Below are 14,602 nucleotides of genomic sequence, written 5' to 3'. Positions count from 1 at the left end.
ATGGCGATGGATGCCCACGACATCGAGGCGATGATCAAGGCGGCGCTGCCCGACGCGGTCGTCGAGATCAAGGATCTCGCCGGCGACGGCGACCATTATGCCGCGACCGTGACCTCGGCTGCCTTTGCCGGCAAGAGCCGGGTGCAGCAGCACCAGATGGTCTATGCCGCGCTGAAAGGGAACATGGGCGGCGTGCTGCACGCCCTTGCGCTGACGACGTCGGTTCCCCAGAATTAGGGGATCGGGATTCCTGCGGAGGCTGCCATGCCGGCCGATACACTTTACGAAGACGACATCGTCGCTTGGGCCGAACAGCAGGCGCAGGCGATCCGCGAACTGTCGCGGATGCGGCCCGAATTGTCGAACGTTCTCGATTGGGACCATGTCGCCGAGGAGATCGAGGGCGTGGCGCAGGATTTCTTCTATCAATTTACGGGACTGACGCGCCAGTTCCTGATTCATCTTGCCAAGGCCCTATCCGCGCCTCAGTCGCCGAGCCTGCCACATTGGGGCGTCGAGGCATCCGACTTTCACGATGATGCGATCGACCGCTTTACCCAATCGATGCGTCAGAAGGTCAATGTCGATGAATTATGGGCGCGCGCGCTCAAGCAGGCAAAGCGTGCGCTGGCCGCTCATGGCGATGCGTTGGCGCAGGATCTGCCCCCGCGCTGTCCGCTGACACTCGACGAACTGGTCGATCCGGAAATGGACCTCGACAAGGCTGTCTCGATCGCTTCGGTTCGCCTGGGCCGCATCGCACAACCCATTACAACACTCTCCTAGGAGTTCGATCCCATGACCGACATCAACGCCCGCCTCGATGCCGAAGTGAAGTCCGCCGACGTCGTGCTCTTCATGAAGGGCACGCCGCAATTCCCGATGTGCGGCTTCTCCGGCCAGGTCGTGCAGATCCTCAGCTACATCGGCGCGCCCTTCAAGGGCGTCAACGTGCTGGAGGACCAGGAGATCCGCGAGGGCATCAAGGCCTATTCCAACTGGCCGACGATTCCGCAGCTCTACGTCAAGGGCGAGTTCGTCGGCGGCTGTGACATCACCCGAGAGATGTTCCAGGCCGGCGAACTGCAGGCGCTCTTCGAGGAGAAGGGCATCACGGTCAAGCAGGCGAGCTGAGCTTCGCCTGCTGCGCGGCGGGCCTCACGCGGCCGCGCATTCGCGATGAGGCTTCAGGACCCGCTCTCTCGAGGGCGGGTTTTTCGCGAGCTTGCCCGCGGGGCGGATCGGCCGGCGCACCAGTTCGCCGCCGCAATTGGGGCAGGCGCCCTTGAAGCGCTCTTCCGCGCAATCGGCGCAGAAGGTGCATTCGAAGGAGCAGATCATCGCGTCGCGCGCCTCAGGGGCTAAATCCCTGTCGCAGCATTCGCAGTTCGGGCGCAGTTGCAGCATGGCGTGGCTCCTCCGGATCGGCTGAGCATGCCGGCTTTGCCGCTGCCTTGCCAATGCATCCTGTTGATGATCGCGATCACTTCACCAGCAGCCAGTCCTCGATGACCAGCGCATCGAGCCCGCTGGTATAGAACATCAGGATCGCATCCTCCGCCGTGTGCAGGATCGGCTTGCCCATGATGTTGAAGGATGTGTTGAGGATCACCGGCACGCCGGTGAGGCTGTGGAAGGCCGAAATCAGCGCGTGGTAGCGCGGGTTGCGTTCCGCGGTCACGCTCTGCAGGCGGCCCGTGCCGTCCTCATGCACCACGGCGGGGACATGGTGGCGCACGGCTTCTTTCCAGACCAAGGTGCGCTCCATATAGGGCGCGTCCTGATAATGATCGAACCAGGCCGGGCCGTGCTCGGCCAGGATCGACGGCGCGAAGGGGCGGAAGGCCTCGCGGTATTTCACCTTGGCGTTGAGGATGTCCTTGGCGTCGGCCGGGCGCGGATCGGCGATGATCGAGCGGTTGCCGAGCGCGCGCGGGCCGAATTCGGCACGCCCCTGCACCCAGCCGATCAGCTTGCCTTCCGTCAGCAGCTTGGCCGTCACGGGGGCGATCTCGTCGGGCGCGAGCTTGCGCAGGCGTGGCTCCCAGGCCTGCATGCGCTCTAGCGGTTCCGTCGAGACGCCCGATCCGAGATAGGGTGACGCCGGCCCCTTCGGCGCGCGCCAATCCGGATTGGCCTGGGCATGGCTGAGCCAGGCCGCGCCGATGGCATTGCCGTCATCGGCCGGGGCGGAGGGCACGAAGACCTCTGCGAAGCCATGGCGGCCGACGATCTTGCCGTTGAAGGAGGAGTTCAGCGCGCAACCGCCGGCCAGCACGAGGTTCGGCGAGCGCACCAGCGCGGCCGTCTGCGCAAGCAGCGCCTCCATCATTTCGGCGAAGACGTCCTGCCCGCAGCGGGCGAGATCGGCCCAGCCCCGATCGAGCGCGTCGGCCGGGCGCAGGCTGAGGATCTCGGCGCAGACTTCGCGCACGACATCGGCTGTCGCAAAGGAAAGCTTGTGGCCCTCGATGCGGTAGAGCTTCCGCAGCAGCGCCATCAGGCGGTCGTCCGTCCGGCCATAGGGCGCCAGCCCCATGATCTTCCACTCCTCGCCCTTGGCTTGGTCGAAGCCGGCGAGATCGGTGACGAGGCCGAAATAGAAGCCGATCGATTCGCGCCCGCGGTGACGCTTGACCTCGCGGAAGCGGCCGCCTTCCAGCGCGAAGATCGCCGAGGCGCCGGTCTCGCCCATGCCGTCGACGACGAGGCAGGCGGCGTCCGTGAAGGGCGATGACCAGCAGGCATAGGCCGCATGGCTGAGATGATGGCCGTGGCGCGTGATGCCGGTGACATTAGCCCGGCCGAAGGCGCGGTCGAGCCCAAGCAGCGTGCCGATGCCGGCGCGCTGCTGGCCGAGGTGCAGCGAGGCGATCAGCGCGCGCTCGGTGCGTTCAGGCACAAGCGAGCGGTTGAGTTCCGGGGAGAGCTTGAGCAGGGCGTCGAGCGAAAAGGAGCCGGCGCGGCTCATCTGGTCGAGGAAGCCGGTGAACTCCTCGCCCCAGCTGGTCGCGATCCTGACCTCGGCGTCGGCGGGGATGAAGCGCCTGAGCAGGGATTCCATGCGCGGCGCGGAATCGGGCTCGCAATTGGGCGCGCGCTTGTATTGCAGATAGCGCTCGGTCGCCTCGGCGAAGAGCACGTCGCCATCGGGGCCGACGATCGCGAGCGCGGGGTCGTGGAAGGTGGTGGCGAGGCCGATCGTGTAGGTCATGCCGGGCAGAATATGGCGCAGGCGGCGGGTCGAGGCAATCACGGGGCCTCCCAAAACCGCTTCGATCCGGGATGCAGACAGGCGCTCAGCGTTGTTGAGCAGCCCCGATCAACGCCTTCGCGTCGGCGCTGGCCCAGTCGGCGGGGCCCTGCAGGATTGCCAGTTCGCAGCCCTCGGTGTCGACGATCAGGCTGACCGGCATGCCCTCGACCTTGCGGGCGGCGCGCAGCTCCTGGAAGACCTTGGCCTGCGGATCGGCGTAGTAGGGCAGGGCGGTGATCTTGCGCTCGGCCAGCCAGGCCTTGGGCTTGTCGAGGTTGCGGGTGTCGATATTGATCGCCACCACCGCGAAATCCTTGCCGCCGAGCGTGCTCTGCAGCGCATCGAGCGCCGGCATCTCCTTCAGGCAGGGCGGGCACCAGGTCGCCCAGAGATTGACCAGCAGCGTGCGACCCTTGAAGGCCGAAAGCGTGGTCGGCGTGCCGTCGGGGCCGTTGAAGGCGAGGTCGGGCGTCGGCATCGGCGTGGCATTGACCTGCACGGCGGCGACCTCGCCGCGCGCCAGCGGCGCCATCCGCGCCGCCTTCGCCCTGGCTGCACTGCAAGATGCGGAATTGCCGGCATTGCCCGCGACGGAGTAGAAGGCCGCAACGCCAGCGACAGCGACCAGGGCGAGTGCTCCGATCGCGGCCGTTATTTTCGTTCTGGACCTCATCGCGTCCTCAAAGCAGGAAAGACCGTCGTGAGCAATCGCATGTGGGGTGGGCGTTTCGCCACGGGGCCTGATGCCATCATGGAGGAGATCAACGCCTCCATCGATTTCGACCAGCGCCTCTGGCGCCAGGACATCCGCGGTTCGCTCGCCCATGCGGCGATGCTGGGCGAGACGGGCATCCTGACCCAGGAGGATGTCGCCGAGATCAGCGCCGGGCTCAAGCAGGTGCAGGCGGATATCGAGGCCGGCAGCTTCACGTTCTCGCGCGCGCTCGAGGACGTTCATATGAATGTCGAGAGCAGTCTGAAGGACCGCATCGGCGCCGCAGCCGGGCGCCTGCACACCGGCCGCTCGCGCAACGACCAGGTCGCCACCGACATGAAGCTGTGGGTGCGCGACACGCTCGACCAGCTCGACGAGCAGATGGCCGATCTCCAGCTCGCGCTTGCCGAAAAGGCGGAGATTCATGCCGGTTCGGTGATGCCGGGCTTCACCCATCTCCAGTCAGCGCAGCCGGTCACCTTCGGACATCACCTGCTGGCCTATGTCGAGATGCTGGGCCGCGACCGCGGCCGCGTCGCCGATGCGCGTGAACGCCTCAACGAGAGCCCGCTGGGGGCGGCGGCGCTCGCCGGCACATCCTTCCCGATCGACCGCGAGATGACGGCGCATGCGCTCGGCTTCGCTCGGCCGACGGCCAATTCGCTCGATTCGGTCTCGGACCGCGATTTCGTGCTGGAAACGCTGGCCGCGGCCTCGATCTGCGCGATGCATCTGTCGCGGCTGGCCGAGGAGATCGTGCTCTGGGCGACGCCGCAATTCGGCTTCGTCAGGCTCTCCGACGCCTTCTCGACGGGCTCCTCGATCATGCCGCAGAAGCGCAATCCCGACGCCGCAGAGCTGGTTCGCGGCAAGGCGGGGCGCGTCTTCGGCCACCTCCAGGCGATGCTGACGATGATGAAGGGCCTGCCGCTGACCTATTCCAAGGACATGCAGGAGGACAAGGAGGGTACTTTCGACGCGCTCCAGACGCTGTCTTTGTGCCTGGCCGCCATGGCCGGCATGGTCCGCGACATGCAGCCCGACCTCAAGGTGATGAAGAAGGCGGCCGGCATGGGCTATGCCACCGCGACCGACCTCGCCGACTGGCTGGTACGGGTGCTGAAGATGCCGTTCCGCGACGCTCACCACGTCACCGGGCGCCTCGTCGGCATCGCCTCCGAGCGCAAGATCGGGCTGGAGAAGCTGACGCTCGCCGACATGCAGGCGGTCGAGCCGCAAATCACGGATGCGGTCTTTGCCGTGCTCGGCGTCGAGCAGTCGGTCAAGAGCCGCGTCAGCTATGGCGGCACGGCGCCTGCCAATGTCCGCCGGCAGGCGAAGCGCTGGCTGAAGAAGCTGGCGAAGGGCTAAGGTCGCGTCATGCCCGGGCTTGACCCGGGCATCTCCGGCAGGAGAGTCTCGGGTCAAGCCCGAGACTGACGCGCGGCTCGCCTCCGCCGCCATCCTTCGCTACAGTCGTCTCCACGCTTTGCCCCATCTCTGCTTTGGCCCAAGGTTCGCTTCCGTGCTGCACTCCCGCCTGAAAATCGGCCGCGCCGTCCTGGTCGCGAGCCTGCTCGCCCTCGCGCTTGGAGCCTGTGGCCGAAAGGGGCCGCTCGAGGCGCCGCCGAACGCGACCGGCGCCATCGACCTGCCGGATTCGCAGATCGGCGCCGTCCAGCGGGATGCGGACTCGCTGACGCAGAGTTCGATCCTCGCCAAGCCGCCCAAGGCCAGCCGACAGGTCACCGTCCCCGAGAAGCCCTTCGTGCTCGACGCGATCCTCTAAGGGCATCCAATGCATCATTTCAGCTATCGCGACGGCTCCCTTTTCGCGGAGGACGTCGATCTGCGCGAGGTCGCCGACGCGGTCGGCACGCCGGTCTATGTCTATTCCTCCGCCACGATCGAGCGGCACTACCGGCTGTTTTCGGCGGCGGTGAAGGCTGCCGCGCCCACAGCTAAGGCGCATGTCTTCTATGCGATGAAGGCCAACGGCAATCTCGGCGTTCTGAAGACGCTGGCCGCGCTCGGCGCCGGCGCCGACACGGTCTCCGAGGGCGAGATCCGCAAGGCGCTGGCGGCAGGCTTCCCGCCCGATCGCATCGTCTTTTCCGGGGTCGGCAAAAGCGAGAGCGAGCTGCGCTACGCCGTCGAGCAGGGGATCTACCAGGTCAATATCGAGACCGAGGGCGAGCTCGACCTGCTCTCGCGCGTTGCAAGCGCGCTCGGCAAGCGCCAGGAGGCGGTGTTCCGGGTCAATCCCGACATCGGTGCCGGCGGCCATGCCAAGATCACCACCGGCTCGTCGGAGAACAAGTTCGGCGTCTCCTTCGAGGAGGTCGGACGGCTCTACACCCGCGCCGCCAATATGCCCGGCGTGCGTATGATGGGGCTGGCGCTGCATATCGGCAGCCAGATCCGCGAGACGGAATCCTATGAGGCCGCCTACGCCAAGATGGTGGCGCTGGTCGGCGACCTGCGGGCTGAGGGCCACCGGGTCGAGCGGCTCGACCTCGGCGGCGGGCTCGGCATTCCCTATGACATCCCAAAGGATTTCGACCACGGCCCCGATCTGATCGAGGCTTATGCGGCGATGGTCGGACGGGTGACAAAGGGGCTCGATGTCGAACTCGGCTTCGAGCCCGGGCGGCTGATCGTCGGCAATGCCGGCATCCTGATGACGCGGGTGCTGCATCTCAATCCGCGCCCGACCAAGCAGTTCCTCGTCGTCGACGCCGCGATGAACGATCTCGTCCGGCCAGCCATGTACGAGGCCTATCACGAGATCTGGCCGGTGTCGGAGCCGGAGGCCGGCGCGCCCGAGATCGCCTATGACGTGGTTGGGCCGATCTGCGAATCGGGCGACACCTTCACCACTGGGCGTCTTCTGCCGACGCTGCGGCCCGGCGACCTGATCGCCTTCATGACGGCCGGCGCCTATGGCGCCAGCATGTCGTCGACCTACAACCAGCGCCTGCTGGTGCCGGAAGTGCTGGTGAAGGGCGCGGACTATGCCGTGACGCGGCCGCGGCAGAGCTATGAGGATCTGCTCGGCACGGATCGTGCACCGCCCTGGCTCGCCTGATTCGCGTTCACGAAACGTCGAGCAGGCTGTGGGTGACCCGCCTTCGCTCTGGCCTTGCCACATTCCCGTGCTAGCCTTCGGGATAAGGTGAGAGTCTGGCGGCAGCGGGGGCGGCTCGGAGCGATGGCATGAATGAGGCGCAGCGCCGCAAGGCGCCTGATCCGATCGAAGGTGCCCGGCTCAGGCTGGCCCGCCTCGCCATGGGTTCGCGCGTCTCGCTCGGCTGGGAACGGTTCTGGCCACGCCTGTGGCTCCCCCTCGCGGTTGTCCTCACCTTTCTCGCGGTGTCTTGGTTCGGGCTCTGGACGCATCTGCCCTGGCAGGGTCGGGCGATCGGCCTTACCCTCTTCCTCGTCGTGCTCGCTGCCGGCCTCTGGCACGCGGCGACGACGGCGCTTCCGACGCATCGCGATGCCCTGGCGCGGCTCGACCAGTCGCTGGCAGGCGGGCACCGTCCGGCCTCGGCGCTGGAGGACAGCCTCGCGGTCGGCGCCAAGGACCCTGTCTCGCAGGCGCTCTGGTCTGTTCATGTCGAGCGCCAGAGCGCGCGGATCGCGGGCCTGAGCGTCGCCGCGCCGCAGCCGCGCATGGCCGGGCGCGATCGTCGCGCGCTGCGCGCCGTGCCGCTGCTGGCTGCCGTCACCGCCTTCTTCGTCGCCGGCCATGAGGCGATGCCGCGGCTGTCGGCCGCCTTCGACTGGCGCGGGCCGTCGCTCCCGGCACCGGCCGTGCGGATCGACGCCTGGATCGATCCGCCGGCCTATACGAGGCTGCCGCCGGTGCTGATCGACTTCGCCAGGCTGGCGAGCCCGCAGATCAGCGCGCCCGAGAAATCGACGATCGTGGTGCGCATCGCCGGCAAGACCACGATGGATGTCGCGACGACCGGCAGGCTCGACCTGCTGCCGCCGCCTGATGGCAAGCCGGCGGATGGCAAGGCGCCCGCTGCCGCGGCGGCGCCCGCCGTGATCGAGAAGCGCTTCACGCTCGCCGGCAACGGCACATTGCGCCTGACCGGCGGCGGAGCGCCGGGGACGACCCTGTCGATCACCGCCGTCGCCGACCAGCCGCCGCGGGTCTCCTTCGCCGAGCCGCCCAAGCCCGTCACCGGCGCCCAGCCCGGCGGCTTGTCGATCGCCTACCGCGTCAAGGACGACTATGGCGTGGCCTCGGTGGAGGCCACTGTCGAGCGCAGCGGTCCGCCGTCAGTCGGCCGCTCGCTGGTCGAGGCGCCCAAGCAGGCGCTCAGCGTGCCCTCCTCGGCCGATGGCGAGGAGGAGATGAAGAGCACGGTCGATTTCTCGTCCCATCCCTGGGCCGGCGCGAAGGTGAAGATGACGCTGGTCGCGCGCGACGAGGCCGGCCAGGAGGGTCGCAGCGACCCCGTCGAGGTCGTGCTGCCGCAGCGCACCTTCGCCAAGCCGCTGCCGAAGGCCTTGGTCGAGCAGCGCCGCAAGCTCGTCATGGATGTCGAGGACCGCCGCAAGGTGCAGCTCGCCATGGATGCGCTGCTGATCGAGCCGGAGCTCTTCATGAAGGAGACCGGCGTCTATCTCGGGATGCGCATGATCAACGAGCGGCTGCGCCGGGCCCGCAGCGACGACCAGTTGCGCGATGTCGCGGAGCTGATGTGGGCGCTGGCGCTCCAGCTCGAGGATGGCGACCTGTCGGATGCCGAGCGCGCGCTTCGGGCGGCGCAGGAGAACCTGCAGCAGGCGCTGGAGCGCGGCGCCTCCGAGGAGGAGATCAAGAAGCTCACCGAGGAGATGCGGCGGGCGATGGACCAGTTCATGCGCCAGCTCGCCGAGCAGATGCAGCGCCAGCAGCAGAACGCCGATCCCAACCAGATGTCGCAGCTGCCGGAGAATTTCCGTTCGGTGACGCCGCGCGACCTGCAGAACATGCTCAACCGCATCGAGGAGCTTTCGAAGCGCGGCGACCTGGCCGAGGCGCAGCGGCTGATGGAAGAGCTCAACCAGATGCTCAACAATCTCCAGATGGCGCGTCCGGGCCAACAGGACCCGCGCCAGCGCGAGATGAACCAGGCGTTGAGCGATCTCGACCGGATGACGCGCGAGCAGCAGGGCCTGCGCGACGAGACCTTCCAGCAGGAGCAGCAGCGCCAGAACCGGACGCAACGCGGCCAGCGACCCGGCCAGCAGCAGGCCCGTCCCGGCCAGCAGGGCCAGCGCCAGCCGGGGCAACGCGGTCAGCGCGGGCAGCAGCCGGGCCAGCAGCCCGGAGACCAGGGCGAGGACGGCGAGGAGGGCGAAGGCCAGCAGGGCGAGAACGGTCAAGGCCAGGGCGGCCAGAGCCTCGCCCAGCGCCAGCAGCAATTGCGCGAGCGGCTGCAGGATTTGCAGCGGCGGATGCGCGGCATGGGCGCGCCCCAGCAGGGCGAGCTCGGCGAGGCCGAGGATGCGATGGGCGAGGCCGGCGAGCAGCTCGGCCAGGGCCAGGGCGAAGGCGCGCTCGACGCGCAAGGGCGGGCGCTCGAGGCCCTTCGCAAGGGCGGCCAGAACCTCGCGCAGCAGATGCAAGGCCAGCCCGGCGAGGGTGGCGAACCGGGCGAGGGCGCCTTTGGCGAGCCCGATGGCCAGCCGGGGGGGCGACCCTCGGCGCAGCAGCGCGGCCGCGAGGATCCGCTCGGCCGGCCGCAGCGCCAGCGCGACTGGGCCGATGGCCGGGTGCGGGTGCCGGGCGCCGACGAGAGCGCGACGCAGCGGGCGCGGCGCATCCTGGAAGAGCTGCGCCGGCGGCTCGGCGATCCGTCGCGGCCGATGGAAGAGCTCGATTATCTGGAGCGGTTGCTGCGGCGGAATTGAGACAGCTAACCCGCTGCCGAATCAGGCGCGGGGGACCCTCTCCCGTAGGGAGAGGGCAGGGTGAGGGGTCGGCCGTTTGACGGTTTGCCGTGCGCTTGCCGCTACCGCGATGTGAGATGGATGCTCAACTGGTCCAGGGGCCGACCCCTCACCCCTGCCCCTCTCCCTACGGGAGAGGGGTTCCCCGCGCTCCCTTTGAGCGACGGGGTTCCCAGCTCGCCACCAGGGCGCCCACCACGATCAGGACGCAGGAGACCGCCAGCAGCCAGCTCGGCTGGGCGTATCCGGCCAGCACGAGGATGATCGTCGAGAGCACGGGGGCGGCGTAGGAGGCGACGCCGAGCAGGGCGACGTCGCCCTGCTTCATGCCGATGTCCCAGACCACGAAGGCGAGCCCGATCGAGCCCAGTCCCAGCCCCAGCACGCCGGCCCATTCGACAGGAGTCAGCGACCACTGCGTCGCCTCGAAGGCGAAATGGCAGGCGAAGGCGGGGATGGCGCAGCCCAGCATGGTAATGCAGAGGCTTTCCGAGGGCACGTCAGCGAAGCGGCGCGAGACCACGGAATAGCTCGCCCAGACGAAGGCGCCGAGCGCCGCCAACACATGACCGAGCGCCAAACCCTGGCCCGAACCCAGCCCGCCGGAGATCAGCAGTCCGGTCGCGGCCAGCCCGATCAGCGCGCCGATCAGGTGGCGGAGCTTCAGCCTGCCGCCGGGCAGAAAGGCCGCGAACAGCACGATCAGCAGCGGCCAGAGATAATGGATCAGGTTGGCTTCCGCCGCAGGCGCCGTCTTCACGGCGGCATAATAGAGCGCGGTGTCGCCGAAGGGTCCGTAGAGCCCGAGCGCGAAGGAGGCCGGCGTCGGGCGGATGCGGGAGAGCTGCCCGCGCGAGGCGGCGATGGCGAGGATCAGCAGCCCGCCGATGACAAAGGTCATGCCGACGAGCTGGAACGGCGGGACGCGGCCGCTCATCGCCGTGAACAGGGCGAGCGTCGACCAGAGCAGGATGGCGAGGAAGCCGATGAGCGTGGCGGTGCGGCTGGTCATGGGCGCGGCGGGGTTGGAGCGGGCTGGCGGCCTCGATAGCAGGCGGGCCGTCGAAAGCCGATAGTCTGAAGTGCGCAGACACATGCGCCGTCATCCCGGGCGACCGGAGGGAGACCCGGGATCCATTCCGGAACCTCTCCGGCAAGCGCTCCGGAATGGATCCCGGATCTCCGCTTCGCTGCGTCCGGGATGACGGCTTGGTTTCCGTCGACACCAGCCTCCCTATAGGCCCTCACCGCGACGCAGCACGGCTTTCACGCCATGGACGCCATGACCTGTACGCTGTGCGTCAGGATTGACGATCCCGCGCCAGCGGATCATGCGTCCGCGATGACAACGCTCTCGCTTCCGGCCACCGAACGCCGCCCGCTGATCCCGATCCTCGTCGCGCTCAGCGTCGCGCATCTTCTGAGCGATCCGCTTCAGTCGATGATTCCGGCGCTCTATCCGCTGATCAAAGAGACATATCGGCTCGATTTCATGCAGGTCGGGTTGATCACGCTCGCCTTTCAGGTTACCTCGTCGCTGCTGCAGCCGCTGCTCGGCTATCTCACGGACAAGCGGCCCTGGCCCTATGCGATGGTCGCCGGCATGGGCGCAACGCTGGTCGGGCTGCTGACGCTGGCTTTTGCCGCGAGCTACGCCATGGTGCTGATCGCCGCCGCGCTGGTCGGGCTGGGCTCGGCCGTGTTCCACCCGGAAGCCACCCTCATGGCGCGCCATGCGGCGGCGGGACGGCAGGGACTGGCGCAGGGGCTGTTCCAGGTCGGTGGCCATGCCGGCTATGCGATTGGGCCGCTGCTGGCAGCCGCGATCGTGGTGCCTCGCGGCCAGGCGAGCCTGGCCTGGTTTTCGATCGTCGTGCTCATCGCGATGGTGCTGATGTCCTGGACCGCCTCGCGCTACAGCGCCTTCCGGCGCAGCCAACCCAAAGGGCATGGCGAGGAGATCGCCCGCCACGGCCTGTCGCGCGGGCGCGTGCTGTTTGCGATGGCGATCCTGGTCCTGCTGCTGGTCTCGAAGAACGGCTACAACGCCGCCTTCACCTCCTATTACACCTTCTACCTGATCACGCGGTTCGAGATCACGCTGCAGCTCTCGCAGATCATGCTGTTTGCCTATCTCGCGGTCTCGACCTTCGGCGTCATCATCGGAGGCATGGTGGGCGACCGGATCGGCCGCGACCGGGTGATCTGGCTCTCGATCGTGGGCTCGCTGCCGTTTGCGCTGCTTTTACCCCATGCCGACCTGTTCTGGACCGGCGTGCTCAGCGTCATCATCAGCTTCGTCATGGCGAGCGCCTTCTCGGCGATCCTGATCTCCGCGATCGATCTCGTGCCGCATCGCGTCGGGCTGGTCGGCGGGCTGTTCTATGGCCTGTCCTTCGGACTTGCCGGCATCGCCGCGGCGGTGCTGGGCGCACTGGCCGACCGGGTCGGCATCGTCGAGGTGTTCAGGATCTGCGCCTGGCTGCCGGCGCTGGGGCTGCTGACCTTCCTGCTGCCGAAGAGCGGGCGGTAGGCGGTTGAAGCAGACGCTTGGTGCCCGACAGGGACTGTCGTCACCGTTGGGCACGAGCGGTGCGGCCCTGCTTGCTTGCGGACGTTTGGAAGGCCGCGGGAGCGTCAAATAACGAGGTCGAAGTCCCGGCGTTCGATACCAAGGTGCTTCTCAGGGGCGCTCGGCGGATAGGTGGACTGCTAGTTCGTCGAGAAGGCCTCTTCAAACCAGCTGACGAACGCGCGCGCCTTCGCGGTAGGCAGTCTCCCAGCCGGAAAGAGCGCCCACAAGTCCGCGTTGGGAAGCTTCCAGTCTGTCAGCACCGGGACCACGCTTCCGCTCGCGAGCTCTGGTGCCATCACCCACCGTGAGCTGATCGCGAGGCCAAGGCCGGCAATGACCGCCTCCCGAACGCCCTCTGCGGCACTGAAAGACAGTCGAGTGGGAACGCGAACGGAAGTATCCCCACTCGGGTTACGAAAGCGCCATTCCTCCGAAATCAGCCCATGCGCGTAGACAAGCGCGGTGTGCTCGAGCAGATCATCTGGAGTAGAGGGAGTGCCCATCCGCGCGAGGTACGTAGGGCTCGCAACGACCAATCGATCGCAGGTTGCGAGCTTTCGCGCGGTCAGGCTCGAATCCGATAGCTCTCCCCCACGCAGCGCGACGTCTATGTTCTCGCCCATCAAATCAACGAAGCGATCGTCCAGGACGAATTCGACACGCAGATTTGGATGCGCGTCCAGGAAACCGCCGATCCTCGGAACGACATGCAGTCTCGCGAATGTGACGGGCGCGCTGACGCGCAACCGTCCATCGAGCCCTCTGCCCAACCCGCGCGCAGCGGTCTCTGCCTCATCGGCCTCCGCGATAGTGCGGCGCGCCCGCTCGTAGAAGGCTTGGCCAGCTTCAGTCGGGTAGAGTTGGCGCGTTGAGCGGACCAGAAGCCGCACTTGGAGGCGCTCCTCCATCGCTGCGATCAATTTCGACACATTGGGCTGGCCAATCTGCATATCTCGCGCGGCGGCTGAGAAGGAACCGGTCTCAACGATGCGGACAAAAACCTCCATCGCATGCAATCGATCCATTCCACACACCGCCTATTCCATATTTACATAAATCATATCGTTTCTGTCATCCTACTGCAATGCATGAGAATGGCTCATTTGGACGGCTCGGCAGCGATGGTGCTGAGCCGCCAAGGAGACGTTCGATGAATTTCCAGGAAACTTTCGCCAAGATTCTGCGATCCGATCTCCCGCTGCAAGGCAAGCTGGATGCATTCAAGGTCGAATTCGATACGCGACTAGCACCCCCGGCGGCAGTTGAGGCCTTGCACCGCTCCGTTGATGAACTGATCGCGTCGGGCGCGCCGGATCGCGCGCTGAAGGTCGGTGACGTCGCGCCAGCGTTCACGCTCCCCGACCCGGATGGCAATCCGGTCTCGTCCGCAGCGCTCCTTGCCAAAGGGCCGCTCGTCGTCAGCTTCTATCGCGGCGTCTGGTGCCCCTATTGCAATTACGAGCTGACCGCGCTCGAGGCGGCGCGCTCGCAGATCGAGGCGCGCGGTGCGAGCCTGGTGGCGATCTCCCAGCAACTGGCGCCCAACAGCCGCAAGTCGCAGCGACAGAACGGGCTCGGCTTCCCGATCCTGGGCGATCATGCAGGAGAAGTCGCCGCCCAGTTCAATCTGCGCTGGACGCTGCCGGAGTATCTGCGCGTCGCCCATAGGACGCTTGGTGCCGACCTGCCGCAGTTCAACGGCGAGGACAGCTGGACCCTGCCGATGAGCGCCCGCTACATCATCGCGCAGGACGGATCGATCGTCTACGCCGAGGTGAATGGCGATTACACCCGGCGCCCCGAGCCGTCGGCGATGTTCCCGGTCCTCGACCAGTTGGCGCGTCAGTCGGTTGCCTGATTTCCCTTCAATGGCACTCAACCTCTACCTCTGCGCCTAGGAGCGGGCGATGCAGCGATTGGCAATTTGAGGGCCCGCCTGCACGCCGCCAGTGCCGGATGCCGCGCCTATGCGGTGCGGCATGGGATCCGCAGCAGGCGACATGCAGACTCTCTTGAGAACGTAAATCGATATCGACGTCAAAGAAACTGAGCCGGCGACGCGTATCAAGCTCAGCACTGATTGAGCAGCCGTGTACCCATGTAA

General features: G+C 67.0%; 14 protein-coding genes. 9 read left to right on the top strand and 5 right to left on the bottom strand.

Annotation, left to right across the window (positions count from 1 at the left end):
* From AE618_RS20460 to grxD, 3 genes are read left to right on the top strand one after another with little or no spacing between them, the layout of a single operon-like run.
* Complete coding sequence (locus AE618_RS20460; protein WP_054210935.1) at window positions 1–237, top strand: BolA family protein; 237 nt, start codon at window positions 1–3, stop codon at window positions 235–237.
* 27 nt (window positions 238–264) lie between these two features.
* Window positions 265–786 (top strand): DUF29 family protein, encoded by a 522-nt coding sequence (locus AE618_RS20455; RefSeq protein WP_054210934.1) that lies wholly within the window; start codon window positions 265–267, stop codon window positions 784–786.
* Window positions 787–798: 12 nt separating this feature from the next.
* Window positions 799–1,134, top strand: coding sequence for a Grx4 family monothiol glutaredoxin (gene grxD / locus AE618_RS20450; protein WP_054210933.1), 336 nt, complete (start codon window positions 799–801; stop codon window positions 1,132–1,134).
* A gap of 24 nt (window positions 1,135–1,158) precedes the next feature.
* Here grxD and AE618_RS20445 read toward each other — a convergent pair whose 3' ends face one another.
* The 3 genes from AE618_RS20445 to tlpA all read right to left on the bottom strand — a co-directional run bounded on the left by AE618_RS20445 (window position 1,159) and on the right by tlpA (window position 3,929).
* On the bottom strand, window positions 1,159–1,407 hold the full coding sequence (locus AE618_RS20445) for a DUF1272 domain-containing protein (RefSeq protein WP_054210932.1): 249 nt from the start codon (window positions 1,405–1,407) through the stop codon (window positions 1,159–1,161).
* A 76-nt stretch (window positions 1,408–1,483) separates the two neighbouring features.
* Entirely contained in the window at window positions 1,484–3,214 is a 1,731-nt protein-coding gene (locus tag AE618_RS20440) for a carbamoyltransferase family protein (protein ID WP_054211018.1), read from the bottom strand.
* A gap of 85 nt (window positions 3,215–3,299) precedes the next feature.
* The gene (gene tlpA, locus AE618_RS20435; protein ID WP_054210931.1) at window positions 3,300–3,929 is read right to left on the bottom strand and encodes a thiol:disulfide interchange protein TlpA; all 630 of its coding nucleotides are present in this window, start codon (window positions 3,927–3,929) and stop codon (window positions 3,300–3,302) included.
* A gap of 27 nt (window positions 3,930–3,956) precedes the next feature.
* On the opposite strand from tlpA, the gene argH reads away from it, so the two are divergent.
* From argH to AE618_RS20415, 4 genes are all read left to right on the top strand, one after another.
* A complete protein-coding gene (gene argH / locus AE618_RS20430; RefSeq protein ID WP_054210930.1) occupies window positions 3,957–5,342 on the top strand; it encodes an argininosuccinate lyase in 1,386 nt (461 codons plus the stop codon).
* A 154-nt stretch (window positions 5,343–5,496) separates the two neighbouring features.
* Window positions 5,497–5,760, top strand: coding sequence for an LPS translocon maturation chaperone LptM (gene lptM, locus AE618_RS20425; protein WP_054210929.1), 264 nt, complete (start codon window positions 5,497–5,499; stop codon window positions 5,758–5,760).
* 9 nt (window positions 5,761–5,769) lie between these two features.
* A complete protein-coding gene (gene lysA, locus AE618_RS20420) occupies window positions 5,770–7,059 on the top strand; it encodes a diaminopimelate decarboxylase (protein ID WP_054210928.1) in 1,290 nt (429 codons plus the stop codon).
* A 128-nt stretch (window positions 7,060–7,187) separates the two neighbouring features.
* Window positions 7,188–9,884 (top strand): TIGR02302 family protein, encoded by a 2,697-nt coding sequence (locus tag AE618_RS20415; RefSeq protein ID WP_054210927.1) that lies wholly within the window; start codon window positions 7,188–7,190, stop codon window positions 9,882–9,884.
* Window positions 9,885–10,050: 166 nt separating this feature from the next.
* Here the strand turns inward: AE618_RS20415 and yddG are convergent, their stop codons facing one another.
* Window positions 10,051–10,935: an aromatic amino acid exporter YddG gene (gene yddG, locus AE618_RS20410; protein WP_054210926.1), complete on the bottom strand. Its 885-nt coding sequence runs from the start codon at window positions 10,933–10,935 to the stop codon at window positions 10,051–10,053.
* 330 nt (window positions 10,936–11,265) lie between these two features.
* On the opposite strand from yddG, the gene AE618_RS20405 reads away from it, so the two are divergent.
* Window positions 11,266–12,456: an MFS transporter gene (locus AE618_RS20405; protein ID WP_054210925.1), complete on the top strand. Its 1,191-nt coding sequence runs from the start codon at window positions 11,266–11,268 to the stop codon at window positions 12,454–12,456.
* A 179-nt stretch (window positions 12,457–12,635) separates the two neighbouring features.
* Here AE618_RS20405 and AE618_RS20400 read toward each other — a convergent pair whose 3' ends face one another.
* Complete coding sequence (locus AE618_RS20400; RefSeq protein WP_054210924.1) at window positions 12,636–13,505, bottom strand: LysR family transcriptional regulator; 870 nt, start codon at window positions 13,503–13,505, stop codon at window positions 12,636–12,638.
* Between the two features lie 143 nt (window positions 13,506–13,648).
* Between AE618_RS20400 and AE618_RS20395 the strand changes: the two genes are divergently transcribed.
* Window positions 13,649–14,356, top strand: coding sequence for a peroxiredoxin-like family protein (locus AE618_RS20395; protein WP_054210923.1), 708 nt, complete (start codon window positions 13,649–13,651; stop codon window positions 14,354–14,356).
* The last annotated feature ends 246 nt before the right edge of the window (window positions 14,357–14,602 follow it).

This window comes from Allobosea vaviloviae, from assembly GCF_001298265.1.
GTDB lineage: Bacteria > Pseudomonadota > Alphaproteobacteria > Rhizobiales > Beijerinckiaceae > Allobosea > Allobosea vaviloviae_B.
This window is presented reverse-complemented; position numbering and strand designations above follow the sequence as displayed.

What these genes read in the sequence shown, in the direction of transcription:
- AE618_RS20405 (WP_054210925.1), top strand. Translation starts at nt 11,266, where the DNA reads ATGACAACGCTCTCGCTTCCGGCCACCGAACGCCGCCCGCTGATCCCG.
- AE618_RS20415 (WP_054210927.1), top strand. Translation starts at nt 7,188, where the DNA reads ATGAATGAGGCGCAGCGCCGCAAGGCGCCTGATCCGATCGAAGGTGCC.
- AE618_RS20395 (WP_054210923.1), top strand. Translation starts at nt 13,649, where the DNA reads ATGAATTTCCAGGAAACTTTCGCCAAGATTCTGCGATCCGATCTCCCG.
- tlpA (WP_054210931.1), bottom strand. Translation starts at nt 3,929, where the DNA reads ATGAGGTCCAGAACGAAAATAACGGCCGCGATCGGAGCACTCGCCCTG.
- AE618_RS20440 (WP_054211018.1), bottom strand. Translation starts at nt 3,214, where the DNA reads ATGACCTACACGATCGGCCTCGCCACCACCTTCCACGACCCCGCGCTC.
- AE618_RS20460 (WP_054210935.1), top strand. Translation starts at nt 1, where the DNA reads ATGGCGATGGATGCCCACGACATCGAGGCGATGATCAAGGCGGCGCTG.
- AE618_RS20400 (WP_054210924.1), bottom strand. Translation starts at nt 13,505, where the DNA reads ATGGAGGTTTTTGTCCGCATCGTTGAGACCGGTTCCTTCTCAGCCGCC.
- AE618_RS20445 (WP_054210932.1), bottom strand. Translation starts at nt 1,407, where the DNA reads ATGCTGCAACTGCGCCCGAACTGCGAATGCTGCGACAGGGATTTAGCC.
- yddG (WP_054210926.1), bottom strand. Translation starts at nt 10,935, where the DNA reads ATGACCAGCCGCACCGCCACGCTCATCGGCTTCCTCGCCATCCTGCTC.
- grxD (WP_054210933.1), top strand. Translation starts at nt 799, where the DNA reads ATGACCGACATCAACGCCCGCCTCGATGCCGAAGTGAAGTCCGCCGAC.
- lysA (WP_054210928.1), top strand. Translation starts at nt 5,770, where the DNA reads ATGCATCATTTCAGCTATCGCGACGGCTCCCTTTTCGCGGAGGACGTC.
- AE618_RS20455 (WP_054210934.1), top strand. Translation starts at nt 265, where the DNA reads ATGCCGGCCGATACACTTTACGAAGACGACATCGTCGCTTGGGCCGAA.